This is a genomic window from Niveispirillum sp. CC-CTL257, assembly GCF_059489915.1.
On sequence record NZ_JCAJXE010000001.1, the window covers coordinates 2,062,501 to 2,075,289 of the forward strand.

15 protein-coding genes are annotated in these 12,789 nt (G+C 62.3%); 9 read left to right on the top strand and 6 right to left on the bottom strand.

The window, feature by feature from the left end:
- Positions 1–293 precede the first annotated feature (293 nt).
- From ABC729_RS09595 to ABC729_RS09605, 3 genes are all read right to left on the bottom strand, one after another.
- Entirely contained in the window at positions 294–719 is a 426-nt protein-coding gene (locus tag ABC729_RS09595) for a DUF1489 family protein (RefSeq protein ID WP_495607381.1), read from the bottom strand.
- 50 nt (positions 720–769) lie between these two features.
- Complete coding sequence (locus ABC729_RS09600; protein WP_094453193.1) at positions 770–1,111, bottom strand: acyl carrier protein; 342 nt, start codon at positions 1,109–1,111, stop codon at positions 770–772.
- Between the two features lie 135 nt (positions 1,112–1,246).
- A complete protein-coding gene (locus ABC729_RS09605) occupies positions 1,247–2,980 on the bottom strand; it encodes a monovalent cation:proton antiporter-2 (CPA2) family protein (RefSeq protein WP_495607382.1) in 1,734 nt (577 codons plus the stop codon).
- 111 nt (positions 2,981–3,091) lie between these two features.
- Between ABC729_RS09605 and ABC729_RS09610 the strand changes: the two genes are divergently transcribed.
- Entirely contained in the window at positions 3,092–3,295 is a 204-nt protein-coding gene (locus ABC729_RS09610; protein ID WP_495607383.1) for a hypothetical protein, read from the top strand.
- A 76-nt stretch (positions 3,296–3,371) separates the two neighbouring features.
- On the opposite strand, the gene ABC729_RS09615 is transcribed toward ABC729_RS09610, so the two are convergent.
- Positions 3,372–3,560: a hypothetical protein gene (locus ABC729_RS09615; RefSeq protein WP_495607384.1), complete on the bottom strand. Its 189-nt coding sequence runs from the start codon at positions 3,558–3,560 to the stop codon at positions 3,372–3,374.
- A 141-nt stretch (positions 3,561–3,701) separates the two neighbouring features.
- Between ABC729_RS09615 and ABC729_RS09620 the strand changes: the two genes are divergently transcribed.
- The 4 genes from ABC729_RS09620 to ABC729_RS09635 all read left to right on the top strand — a co-directional run bounded on the left by ABC729_RS09620 (position 3,702) and on the right by ABC729_RS09635 (position 6,446).
- Entirely contained in the window at positions 3,702–4,055 is a 354-nt protein-coding gene (locus tag ABC729_RS09620) for a YciI family protein (protein WP_495607385.1), read from the top strand.
- On the top strand, positions 4,048–5,319 hold the full coding sequence (locus ABC729_RS09625; protein WP_495607386.1) for an RNA polymerase sigma factor: 1,272 nt from the start codon (positions 4,048–4,050) through the stop codon (positions 5,317–5,319). Before ABC729_RS09620 ends, ABC729_RS09625 begins: the two co-directional genes overlap by 8 nt.
- An 80-nt stretch (positions 5,320–5,399) precedes the next feature.
- Entirely contained in the window at positions 5,400–5,834 is a 435-nt protein-coding gene (locus tag ABC729_RS09630) for a CBS domain-containing protein (RefSeq protein ID WP_495607387.1), read from the top strand.
- 57 nt (positions 5,835–5,891) lie between these two features.
- Positions 5,892–6,446: a universal stress protein gene (locus ABC729_RS09635; protein WP_495607388.1), complete on the top strand. Its 555-nt coding sequence runs from the start codon at positions 5,892–5,894 to the stop codon at positions 6,444–6,446.
- A 14-nt stretch (positions 6,447–6,460) separates the two neighbouring features.
- Here the strand turns inward: ABC729_RS09635 and ABC729_RS09640 are convergent, their stop codons facing one another.
- Positions 6,461–7,204: a fused DSP-PTPase phosphatase/NAD kinase-like protein gene (locus tag ABC729_RS09640; protein WP_495607389.1), complete on the bottom strand. Its 744-nt coding sequence runs from the start codon at positions 7,202–7,204 to the stop codon at positions 6,461–6,463.
- A 300-nt stretch (positions 7,205–7,504) separates the two neighbouring features.
- Between ABC729_RS09640 and ABC729_RS09645 the strand changes: the two genes are divergently transcribed.
- From ABC729_RS09645 to ABC729_RS09655, 3 genes are all read left to right on the top strand, one after another.
- On the top strand, positions 7,505–8,815 hold the full coding sequence (locus ABC729_RS09645; protein WP_495608695.1) for a hypothetical protein: 1,311 nt from the start codon (positions 7,505–7,507) through the stop codon (positions 8,813–8,815).
- Between the two features lie 251 nt (positions 8,816–9,066).
- Complete coding sequence (locus tag ABC729_RS09650) at positions 9,067–10,116, top strand: aspartyl protease family protein (RefSeq protein WP_495607390.1); 1,050 nt, start codon at positions 9,067–9,069, stop codon at positions 10,114–10,116.
- 158 nt (positions 10,117–10,274) lie between these two features.
- Positions 10,275–10,904 carry an outer membrane protein gene (locus ABC729_RS09655; RefSeq protein ID WP_495607391.1) on the top strand — a complete coding sequence of 210 codons (630 nt, stop codon included), beginning with the start codon at positions 10,275–10,277 and terminating at the stop codon, positions 10,902–10,904.
- Here ABC729_RS09655 and ABC729_RS09660 read toward each other — a convergent pair whose 3' ends face one another.
- Positions 10,905–12,236, bottom strand: a complete 1,332-nt coding sequence (locus tag ABC729_RS09660; protein WP_495607392.1) for a DNA polymerase IV — start codon at positions 12,234–12,236, stop codon at positions 10,905–10,907. It abuts the gene before it with no gap.
- 172 nt (positions 12,237–12,408) lie between these two features.
- Here ABC729_RS09660 and ABC729_RS09665 point away from each other — a divergent pair, with 172 nt between their 5' ends.
- Positions 12,409–12,783 carry a response regulator gene (locus ABC729_RS09665; protein WP_495607393.1) on the top strand — a complete coding sequence of 125 codons (375 nt, stop codon included), beginning with the start codon at positions 12,409–12,411 and terminating at the stop codon, positions 12,781–12,783.
- The last annotated feature ends 6 nt before the right edge of the window (positions 12,784–12,789 follow it).

Below are 12,789 nucleotides of genomic sequence, written 5' to 3' on the forward strand. Positions count from 1 at the left end.
TTTTTTCACCGCCGTCACCAGCACCGAAAATCAACAGCCAAAGCAACCAACCAGACCGACAATCATCAAACAGTCTTAACAACCGCTTAACAACCACCAACCATTAATGGTCAACTTCTTGTTAACTTGTATGGCCAGAAAAACCAGCCAAAGAACCATCGGATACTGGCCAAAACCAACACCCAAACCCCTCTCGTCTCAGCACCGCAAAGCGCCGCCCCAAGCGGGAGCCGGGGTATAGACCCGGTGACTGGGCACTGCAACAACTATTTTCGCACCTGCCGCATTTTCCTTCAGGCCAGCCCCAGGGCCCGCAACTCGGCCAGAAGATGATCCGGCAGAGGGTCGCCCCCCTGCCCTTCTCCCAGATCAGCCGGCGCTTCCTCTGGCTTCAGATAGCGCCACCCCTGGAAAGGGCGCTTGGGCATTGCGACGGTTTCGGTCAGTTCCGGATCCATCAGCATGCGACAATATTCAGTGCCATCGACATCGCGGATCATGTCAAAACCGACAAAGCGCTGACGGCACTGCACAAAGCCCTTAACCACCCAATAGATGCAGCCGCCATCCAGCAGCTCCGCCGCCCGGGTCGGTGCCCGCTTTGTATAAGTGGGAACGACGGCGCGCCCTTGCCACGTGATCTGGTGATCACGGCGCCAGTCGCGCATGGACTGAAGGCTTTCGGCACCCACAGCCAGACGCAGAAGATGGATGGTCATATCGGCATACGCCCGGATGTTAAATCAGGGCTTCTGATATGGACCGGAGATCAGGCTCCGGCAAGCGGGTTGGAGGCGCGGCAGCGCCCCTCGAAATCCGCAGAGATGAATTCCGGCTTCTTGAACAGGCCACGCAGCCACGCCGCCAGCATGCACAATTCTTCAAGCTTCAGCACTTCATCCAGTGTGCCGGAAGGAAAGCGCACCTCGAAGCTTTCGGCGATGATCTCCAGAACCTCTTCCACCTGTTCGATGGCGAGGCCGCAGTCGGTCTCGAGCATGGCGGTGCGGGTCAGTATCTTTTCATCGACACCATATTCATCGCGGATCAGCTTCACGATCCAGCGGAACATATGCATCCAGTTCGATACGCCTTCGATGGACCGGCTCACGATCCCGCTCCCGTCAATGAATAGCCGGCCCGCCTACCCCTTTTGGGGCAGGCCAGCGCCCGGCGAACCATCGCACTATCCGCCAAGTGCGTTAATCTTTTTTTGTGGCGCGGAAGGATAGGCCCTGAAAGCTGCTCAGGTTTGGCCGTCGCTGGCTTTGGTCATGCCATGGTCGGTCTCACGATAGAGCGTTACGAGCTCATCAACGGCGGCAGATGGCACCCCCAGTGATTCGAGCGCCCCCTGCGCAAGGACCAGACTACTCTCAAAAGTTTCCGGCACGACAGCCTCTACGCCAAGAGCCAGTAAGGCGGCCGCGTGGGCCCGGTCGCGGGCACGGGCAAACAGGCGCAGGCTTGGCCAATGGTCGCGGAAGGCAGCGACGGTGCGGGCGGCCGCCTGTGGGTCATCCAGGGTGATGATGGCGGCCACGGCATGATCGGCGCCCAATCGCTTCAGCGTTTCATGCCGGGCGCTGTCACCATAAAGTATGCGCAGCCCCTTCAATGCATGTTGCCGGACCAGATCGGCATTCATGTCGATACCAACAAAAGGCACCTGCTGGCGCGCCATCAGGGCAGCAACTGTTTGGCCCACGCGCCCGAATCCACAGATGATGACGTGATTATGCGGCTCCTCGTCCTCCCCGCTGCCCATGGTGGCAGAAGCGGAAGGCGGCGCGAACCGCGCCACCAGCCGGTCGGCCAGGGCCGGCAGGAAGGGAGTAACGGCGATGGAAAGGCCCACCGTCGCGGCCAAGGTCTGCCCCCAGCCATTGTCGATCAACCGCCCCGTAACGGCAGTGGTGATGATGACGAAGGCGAATTCCCCCGCCTCCCCCAGCAGCAGGCCGGACCGGATGGCGACATCGCGCGGCGCACCAAAGGCCCTTGCCAACAAACCGGCCACCAGCGCCTTCAAGGTGATCAGGCCCAGGACACCCAGGACGATCCAGTGCACGTGATCGGCGATGGCAGCGACATCGATGCCAAGACCGACGGACAGAAAGAACAGGCCGAGCAACAGGCCTTTGAAAGGTTGCATGTCCGATTCGGCCTGATGCCGGAACTCAGTCCCTGCCAGGACGAGTCCCGCCAGGAAGGCACCCAACGCCGCCGATAGCCCACCCAGCCCCGTTGCCCAGCCTGTCCCCAGCACGATCAGCAAGGCTGTCGCGGTGAACAGTTCGGTACTGCGCGTCGCCGCCACAGCCCGCAGCAGGGGACCCAGAGTAAATCGCCCCAGCAGGAGGATCAGCGCCACGGCCAGTACCGCCTTGCCCACGGCAACAGCCAGCGCCAGGGGCACCGACTGCCCCGGCGGGCCCGACAGGGTGGTGGCCAGCAGCAGCAGCGGGACAACCGCCAGATCCTGTAACAGCAGCACGGCGAAGGTGACGCGTCCGGTGGGGGAAGCCACCTGTCCGCGTTCGATCAGCAACTGCACCACGACCGCAGTGGAGGACAGCGCCAAACCGCCTCCCAGCAGAACCGCCACCGGCACCTTAAGGCCCAGCAACACCCCCACAACGGCCAGAAGGGCCCCCGTCACCAGGAACTGCGCCAATCCAAGCCCGAAGACCCACCGGCGCAAGGCGCGCAGACGGTCGCCCGACAATTCCAGGCCGATCAGAAACAACAGGAAGACCACGCCCAGCTCCGCCACGGCGCGGACATCCTCCTCCAGCGTCACGACGCCAAAGCCCGAGGGGCCGAGAATAAGGCCGCCGGCTAGGTAACCCAGAACAGGGCTGATTCGCAGACGATGAAGGAGTAGGATGCAGGTAACGGCGACGGACAGGAACATCAACGTCTCTTCCACCATGGAAAAGCCGTGGGCCGCATGGCCTGCAATATCGTTTCCGTCCACTACCGTCCCTCCCCTGCCGGGTGATCACCGGGAACATGGGTAGCAGGGGATTGTTGATTTGCCGAGAGTGGAACCAGTGGAAACCCGCTTTTCACGGAAATGGAGTTGATCATGCCGATGCCGAACAATACCTCCCCCCGTCTGGCCGAAAGCGAATGGCGACAGGCTCGGATGAAACCCGGCCCGATGCAGCATCCGGCCGCGCGGCAGCCCCACGTCAATGATGTGGGTGCAGCCGATCTGCGTGAGAAGGAATGGCGGGCCGCCCGACCGACCGACCATATGAAGCGTAAAGCCCAGGTGGGTCGCACCTGAGGGTGCCAGAGCCGGCGTTGGGGGCGCCGCCCCCGCCGGACCGGCACGAGAAATTTTATGGTGCCGGACGCCGCCTTTACCCCTGTTGGTCCTGGAAATACTGCTGTTCGAAATCCGACAGCAGTTCCTTCACATCCGACAGCAATCCCCTGACCAGCCGGCGGTCCGGTTCGGTACACAGGCTCTCGTTCACGGCCTTGCCCAGCTGTACCGACGCCAGCGCCAGCAGCTTTACCGCCATACGGTCTTCAAGCTTCATCATCATCCCCGAACCAAACCATGCTCTCCCTTCAATAGTGGGGTGTGAAAAAATTTTCGACAATCCTGTCGAAACCACGAAAGCTGGGTCGTCAGGGGGATCAGGTTCGGCGATGGGCGCCGGGCCTGATCCATGAGGGAGCATTCCATGGCCAAGTTTATGCTGATCCTGCGGGAAAACCCCGCCACCTTTGCCTCGCTGTCCCCGGACGAGATGCAGGCAATCATTCAGGAATACAGTGCCTGGGCTCAGAAACTGGGCATGGCAGGGCGGATGGCGGGCGGCGAGAAGCTGCGCGACGAGGGCGGACGCCATCTGACGGCCCGGTCTGGCAGCCTGGTGGCCACGGATGGCCCTTATGCGGAAGCCAAGGAAGTGATCGGCGGCTTCTTTATCATTGAGGCGACGGACTATGCCGACGCCGAGGCCGTCGCAGCCGAATGTCCACACATTAAGTATGGAGTGGTCGAAATCCGGCAGGTCGACAATATCGATGGCTGAGGATGCGGGACCGCTTATTGCGGGCCTGTTCCGCACGGAGGCTGGGCGCCTGACCGCCCGGCTGGCGCGGCTGCTGGGGCCGGGCCGTTTGGACGATGCGGAAGAGATTGTGCAGTCAGCCCTGACCAAGGCACTGCATGTCTGGCCCCGCACAGGCATTCCCGACAACCCCGTGGGCTGGCTATGGCGGGCAGCGCGGAACGAAGCGGTGGACGGCCTGCGCCGGCGCCGCTTCACCGCCGCCTTCACGCCAGAGGATCTGGCCGACAGTCTGCCCGATGACGCAGCCGCCACCGACGATCCACGCTTTGCCGCCGAATTATCAAACGAGAAGCTGGGCCTGATATTCGCCTGTTGCCATCCTGTGCTGACACTGGAGGTGCGGGTAGCGCTGACCTTGAAGTCGGTCTGTGGACTTGGCACGGGACAGATCGCCCGGGCCTTTCTGCTGTCGGAACCAACCGTGGCCCAGCGGATCACGCGGGCGAAGGCCAAGCTGGCCGACGTGAAGGTGCCCTTTGCCATCCCCGCAGGCGGCGACCTGCCTGAACGGCTGGAGGCCGTCCTGGGCACCCTCTATCTTCTGTTCAATGAGGGAGTGGGCTGCAGCGATGGGGAGGAGTTGATCCGGGCCGATCTGGTGTCAGAGGCTCTGCATCTGGCACGGTATCTGGCCGACCATCCGGTGGCAGGCCGACCAGAGGCGGAGGCCATGGCGGCGCTCACCTGCCTGACGGCAGCGAGGCTTCCGGCCCGGCAGCGGGCAGATGGTCTGCCGGTGCTGCTGGCCGACCAGGATCGGGGACTGTGGCATCCGGGGCTGATCGCCACCGGCTTCCGGCACCTGAAGGCCAGCATGGCCGGCCCGGCTGAAACACGCTGGCACATTGAGGCTGCCATCGCCGCCGCCCATGCCATGGCCCCAACCTGGGACGCCACCGACTGGCCGCATATCGTCAGCCTCTATGAACGGTTGATCATCCTGTCGCCCGGTCCCGTCACCGTGCTGAACCGGGCCGTGGCGATGGGAGAACGCGACGGGCCGGCGGCAGGGCTGGCGGCCCTGGCCCCGCTGGAGGGCGACGGGCTGATCGCCCGTTACCCCCTGTTTGCCACGACAAAGGCTGCAATGCTGGAACGTCTGGGCGACAAAGCGGGGGCTGCGGAACAGCTTCGCCAAGCCCTGGATGTCGCCGACCGGGTAGGGATCAACCAACCCGATCGGCGATTGCTTTTGACCCGCTTGGGCAGGGTCACAGAATAGGGCTTGCGCGTGCGGCGCAACATCGCGTTCCCTGATTTGCACGGGGTTAACACCCCGAAGGAGGAAGGGGAGGACCGCTTATGCATGTGTCTGCCATCCTGAAAAACAAGGGCGCCACCATCATCACGACGCGCCCCGACGAAAGCGTATCGACCGTCGCCCATGTGCTGCACGCCAACCGCATCGGCGCCATCTTGGTGCTGAATGAAGCAGGCGGGATAGCGGGTATCCTGTCCGAGCGGGATATCGTGCGCGGACTGGCCCTGCATGGCGCTAGCGTCATGGACAAGCCTGTCTCGTCGCTGATGACGGTAAAAGTCGTATCCTGCACGCCGACCGACACCGTGGCCACGGTGATGAGCCGGATGACGGAAGGCCGGTTCCGCCACATGCCCGTGGTGGATAACGGCATTCTGGTCGGTGTCATTTCCATTGGCGACGTCGTGAAGTTCCGTCTGGCTGAATACACCCATGAGGTGGAAAGCCTGCGGGATTACGTGGCAGGCCGGGGCTGACCCCCCGGCTTTGTTGTGCCCCTCGCATCCCATGCCGTTCTTGACAGGAGATCGGTCATGTTCATGCCCATGTCCGGCGGCCTATGGCACCGCCGGGACGAGCAACCTGTTCCATCTCCGCGTCTGCCGCCCGAACAGACGTTGGCGACTGAACGGTTCAAGTTCCTGGTTTGTGTCGATGGCAGCCCGCAAAGCCGGGCCGCCCTTCGCTTTGCCGCACTGCGCGCCCGTAACACGGGCGGGCTGCTTGCCTTGCTGCATGTCTGCGAACCTGTGGATTGCCACGGCTGGATGCGCGTGGCCGAAACGATGGAGGCCGAGCAGCGGGAGGAGGCGGAATGTCTGCTGCAGGATCTGGCCGGCGAGGTCTGGGCCCTGACGGGCCTGATCGCGGAACTGCATTTCCGGCGCGGCGGTATCGGGGCGGAGATTCTGGAAGCCATACGCGAGGATGGCGACATTCACGCCCTTGTCGTAGGGGCCGCCCCCGCGTCTGTACGCAAGGGCAAGCTTATATCCTGGCTGGCGAGTGAATTGGCAGGGTCGCTGGATATCCCCCTGGTCATCGTGCCCGGTAACCTGACGGCGCAACAGATCGACCGGTTGGCATAGGGGCTTTCAGACGGTCACTCCCGCCGCAGCAGCCGGTCCATGATGACGTTAGCCCAGCGCCGTGACAGGAAGCCTGCCTTCATCGCCACCGGGTCATAACCGTTTTCGACCCATGCATAAAATTCATCGACGCTGCGCCCGCCAGTGACCAGGAAGCTTTCGAAGAAATGGTCCAGGATACCGGTCTTCGATTGTCGCAGATGGCCGTACTTCCACGAAAGCTGGCTCATCGCCTGTTCCAGCGGCAGGCCAAGATGCACAAACTGGTACAGCACGCTCATCAATCCGACACGGTCCGCACCCGCCTTGCAATGCATGACGGCAGGACCGGTCAGCCGGGCGAACAGATCACGGGCCGCCAACAAATCTTCCTTTCGCGGCACATCGCGGGAACGCACGGGGAAATCGATCAGGTCGATGCCCAGCCGGGCCGCGGCCCGCACCTGGAAGAAATAGGAACCGCAGGTCGGGCGGCGACCCCGCAGATTGATGATGGTACGGATGCCCATACGGCCAAGATCATCCATTTGCCCTGGTGTGGGCTGGCTGGATCGATACATATCCGGCCCGATGCGGTGGAAATTGCGATAGGCCATGCGGATGAAGGCATGGTCATTGAACAGCAAATCCGCGTAACGGCGCGCCAATATGCGGGGATCGTCGGATCGTGCCCATTCTGGCACCCCGATCCCGGCATGTCGCAGGCGCGTCTCTTCGTACTGCATGCCCGTTCCTTCGCCCGTCGAATAAGGCCGCATCGCCCCTGATGCTCCCTGACCGACGCCTCATACATACGACAGGGGCCCGAAGGTGCGCGAGCGCAAAAATACCCCTTCAGGTTATGTTTAGATGACGTCGCGACGCCGTCCCCACCTCACCCCAACAGCCCGGTTTTTTTCGCGTCCGCCACCAGTAAGGGGTGAGCGCCGTTCAAACGCTGATCAGCCGCGCGATTGCTGGTAGTTTGACGTCTCATATGCCCCCTTGCCTTGACGCGGCAACCGGCCTAGGGTCCCACCGCCCAATGTGCAGAGGGGTTGTTACCCGTGGTTTCCAGCATGTCGTTTTCCGCGCCGCGCGTCCTGCGTCACCTGTTGCTTGCCGGCGCTGCTGCGCTGTGTGTCACCGGTGGCGCTACCGCCCAGTCCAACAGTCAGCAGCAACCGTCCGGCAACGGCCTGATCCTGCCCGGCACTGTTCAGCCGCAGCAACCGCAGGGTGGCCCGGCCGCCGGTACAATTGGCGGCCCCGCTGCCGGCACAATCGGCCAGCAGCAACCCCGACCCGCAGCGCAAGGTCCTGCCGCAGGTACCGTTGGTGCCGCCGCACAGGGCACGCCTGCTGCCCGTCCCGCCGCCGCTGCGCCGCCCAAGCCAGCAAAGCCGGGTGCGCCGAAGGGCGAATGGCAGGTGGCGCCGCAGGTTTTCTCCGATGGCAGCTTCAAGATGTGCGGTGCCTCGGTCGAATATGACAACAATCTGCACTTGATCCTGCTGCGCAATCCGGCCGACCGGACGCAGATGGTCCTGGGCATTCCCGGTGCGCAGATGCCCACCGGCCAGCGTGCGCCCGTCAAGATGTCCATCGACGGCAAGATCAACCGTGAAGTCGCCGCCGTGGTCAGCCAGCCCAACGCCTTGGCCATCGGTCTGGGTGATGATGCTGAATTGCTGAAGGGCCTGACCACGGGTTCGGTCTTGACCATCGAAGTGCCGGGCGACACTGCCGCCTTCCAACTGAAGGGCACGACGAAGGCCATGAACGACCTGACCGCCTGCGTAAAGGGCGGCAAGGAAGGTACGCTGAAGCTGCCCGCCCCGACGGAGCCGGCCATTGCACCCACGCTGGCCAAGCTGCTGGTCGATGCCGGCCTGTCCAACGCCCGCGCCATCCCGATCGACAAGATCCCGCCGCAGCAGCGTCCCGGCGACTATGCCTGGCAGATCGGCGAGAAGGTTTTGGGCGCTGTCCGCAGCTTCCCCATGGGTGACGCCGCTGGCGATTTCGCCAAGGTGGGCGAGACCTATATGGAACAGCTGAAGAAAAGCTGCGAAGGCACCTATACACCTTCCATGGGTGCCATTGAGAAAGTACCAGCCTATCAGCTTCGTTCCGGTTCCGTATCGTGTGACAGCAATGGCAACAAGATCCACGTCGCCATTGTCATGCAGCTCATTGAACTTCCGAAACAACCGGGGCAGGAGCAGGCGATCCGTGTACTGAACGTCTTCTCGCATGAGGCAACGGATGCGGAGAAGGCCCAAGCCGACGCCGCCTCCGCTGGCATTGTCAAGGTGCTGAAGGAAAAGGGCAAGGAGCCGTTGACGGCCCCGACCCAGCAGCCGGCGCCCGCCGCCAAGGCGAATTAACAGAGTATTAAGTATACGAACAATATTCTGTTTGATTGAAGTGAAGGCCGGTCCCCCTGGGTTCGGCCTTTTCTTTATTGCGGTCGTGCAAATATGCTCGCCAATGCTGGTCCTCAGCACCCCCGATAAAGCGGACCTTCACGGGTCAAGCCATGCCACGAATAATGGCTTTACTGGCTTCATTCTGGATTAAGCTGTCATTGGCATCCCGATCCACACCAGAAGATGCTAGGCAAGGGGGGGGGGCGATCATGAAGCGACATCTGTCCGGCAGGCATCTGACCATTGCGAAGACCCTGGCCCTGCTTCTGGCTGGCGCAAGCCCCGCCCTGGCGGAAATGACGCCCCCACCGCCGCCGCCCGGTCCTGTCTACGCCATCCCGACCCGCCCTGATCGGGCCGGACGTGTGCTGGCCCCGGTGGTTGTTGATGGCTATGGTCCGGTGCGCTTCCTGGTCGATACCGGTTGTTCGGGTACCATGATCGGCATGGATATCGCCCGCGCACTGGGCTTCATTCCGCCCCCTATCCCGACGGTCCCGGGTATGGCCATGGGCGCTGACGTGACGGTAACCGGCAATCTGATGCGGGTGCATGATGTGCTAGGCCCCATGATCATGCCGACCATGAGGGTGGGCCGCATCGATATGGGCCGGTTCGTGGCAGAGGATATGGTCACCCCGGTCCTGTCCTTTGGCGATCTGTCGGGGGCTGGCGGGGTTCTGGGTACCAACAGTCTGCAAGGCAAGCGCCTGTCGGTCAGTTTCCGGCGTGATGAGATCAAGATCGAACAATCCCGCCGCTACGCACCCGCCGGCTATGATTCGGTAAAAGGCCGCGTACACCCGACGGGGCTGGTCATTGTCCCCATTGAAATCGGCGGAATGGTTGTCAATGGTCTGGTCGATACAGGTGCAGAACGGTCCATGTTCAATCCTGTGCTGCTGCGGGCTCTGCAGGATCGCGGCAAGCCGGCCGATCTGGTTGGCAAGATCGAGGTCGTCAATCTGGCGGGGGAGAAACGGATCGGCGAAGTCTTCCTGTTGCCACGCGTGAAGATCGGACCGGTCAGCGTAACCGGCCTGCCGGCAACGTTGGTGGATGCCCATGCCTACACGGCCCTGGGGCTGGAGGATGAGCCTGCCTTCATCCTGGGCATGGACGTATTGGGCCTCAGTGACGGGTTCGCGCTGGATTTTGGCACCGGCAGCTTGCATCTGCGTATGCGGATGACGGCCAGCAGTGCGCCCCCAGGCCCGTCGCGCCTGGGGGACCGCGGGACACGGGCCGGCAGCGGTTGAATCAGGTTCAAGTCTTCGCACCGCCAACTGGGAATAAAATTCCGTGTCTACACTGACACACATGGCAGAGGATCAGAAATCCAAGGGGCGTTAACCCTGATCCTTACATGACAGCAAATGCGACCTCGGCTATTAGTGATGGGTCCGGAGTTGATGTCATGAAGTCGCTGAAGACCGCCCTTTTCGCCGTTTGTTTCGGCCTCGTCACCGTCCCTGCCATGGCGCAGGATGCGGGCGCGCCCGATTCTGAACTGCCCAGTGCGTATATTCAGGGACTGTCGGGCCGCTATGTTGGTGGCGCGACGGGTAACGCCACTACCTATGGCCTGGGCAATACCAATCCGGGGCTGAGTGCTGGCAACGATTGGCACCCGATGGAGACCTTCCGTCTGGAACTGGAATATGCTTATCGCGACCGTGATTCGGCGCTGCTGACCGCACCAAGCGTCGATGGCACCATCGGCTCGCTGGGCACTATGGCCAATGCCCGCGTCAATATGAAGGTTACGGACTGGCTGACACCCTATGTCGGTATCGGTATGGGCTGGACCCGGACAGAGGCGGAACGGCTTGCCACCGGCTATACCGATGCCCGCGCCGACAGCTTCGCCTATCAGGGTGTGGTCGGTCTCTCGGTGCCGGTCAGCGGCAGTTTCTCCTTCTTCGCCGACGGACGCTATGTGCGCGGTGGGGAGCCGAGCTTCACTGCTACTGATGATTTCGCCACGCACGGCACGGCACAGACTTGGTCGGCCCTTGCTGGCGTGCGCTTCACGTTTGGCAAATAATCATTCTGTTTCAATCGGTTCACGCCCGGCCCTGCCACCGGCGGTCGGCAAGCCGCGTCCTTTTGATATGGCCTGACCACCCAGCTTGGCCCGCACCGCATCGATGGCCCGCTCCACCTTTGCCCGCTGCAATTGCCCGGGATCGGCCAGGTCCGGGGGGTCGGCGTCGCGCGGGTCCGCCAGATCGTGACAGCCGATTCCCAACAACCGAAACCGGCGCCCATCACATTCGGCGCGAAGCAGGTCACGGCCCGTGCGGAAGATGCGGTCAGCCAGCTGAGTCGGTGATGAAAGCCGCTGGTTCCGGGTGATCAGCTTGAAATCCGGCGTCTTCAGCTTCAATGTTACCGTCAGGCCCGCATGTCCGCCGGCCTTCATGCGCTTCGACACTTTCTCTGCCAGCGGCCACAATGCCCGCTCCAGTTCCTCCAAGGAAGACAGGTCCGTATTGAAGGTGGTCTCAGCAGAAATGCTCTTCATCGGGCTGTGGGGCGTGACGCATCGGTCATCTTGCCCGCGCGAGAAATGGTAAAGCCGCATGCCCATGGAGCCATAGCGGCGAACCAGTTCCTTCATCTCCATTTCCCGGATCTGACCGATGGTGCGGATGCCTTCCGCCTCCATCTTGGCCGCCAGCGCCTTGCCCACGCCCCAGATCATGCCCACGGGACGGGGGCCCAGGAGCGACAAGGTTTCCGCCTTGCCGATAATGGCGAATCCACGCGGCTTATCCAGATCGCTGGCCAGCTTGGCCAGGAACTTGTTGTGCGACAGGCCGATGGAGGCGGTGACCCCGACCTCCGTTTCAATTCGGCGGACCAGCCGGACCAGGGTGCGCGCCGGGCTGCCGCCATGCAGAAGTTCCGTGCCCGTCAAATCCAGAAAGGCCTCGTCGATGGATATGGCTTCCACCAGTGGGGTGGTCTCCTGCATCAGCGCCCGCACCTCCCGGCCAACCGTCACATATTTGCGCATGTCGGGCTTGATGACGGTCGCCTGGGGACACAGCTGCAACGCCTTAAACATCGGCATGGCCGACCGCACGCCGTAGAGGCGGGCGATATAGCAACAAGCCGACACAACACCACGGTGCCCGCCGCCCACGATCACCGGCTGGTCCGCCAGTTCAGGGCGGTCCCGCTTCTCCACGCTGGCATAGAAGGCATCGCAATCGATATGGGCAATGGACAGGCTGTGCAGTTCCCCATGCTTCACCACCCTGACGGAACCGCATGCCCCGCAACGGCGGGTGGCCATCTGTGCCAGCCCGCAGTCACGGCACAGGGCATCGTGTCTCTGGCTGGAAACGGGGGCTGACGAATCGGTTGGCATGGTGGATGATGTCAAATGGTAACGAATGGTTAAGAACTGTCGCCGTCTAATGGCATTATGCACTGCGACGGGCCGATCGCTGTCACCCTTCGACAATGGCGGTACCGGCACCGGAGATCATAGGGAAGGCGGAACCGTGCCGATAAGTGGTGAAACTGTCCAGGGGGGCGACTTGACCGCAGCACGTCCTCGCCGCGTGCTGATCGTGGAGGATAATGAGCTGAATATGAAGCTCTTCCACGATCTGCTGGAGGCGCACGGCTATGCGACCCTGCAGACCAAGGACGGGATGGAGGCGCTGCGCCTCGCCCGCCTGCACCGCCCGGACCTTATCCTGATGGATATACAGCTTCCCGAGGTATCCGGGCTTGAGGTTACCAAGTGGTTGAAGGAAGATGATGATCTGAAGGCGATCCCCGTGGTCGCCGTCACCGCCTTCGCCATGAAGGGGGATGAGGAGAAAATCCGCGAAGGTGGTTGCGAGGATTACATCGCCAAGCCAATCTCCGTCGCGAAGTTTCTCCAGACGGTGCAACGTTTCCTTTGACGGCTT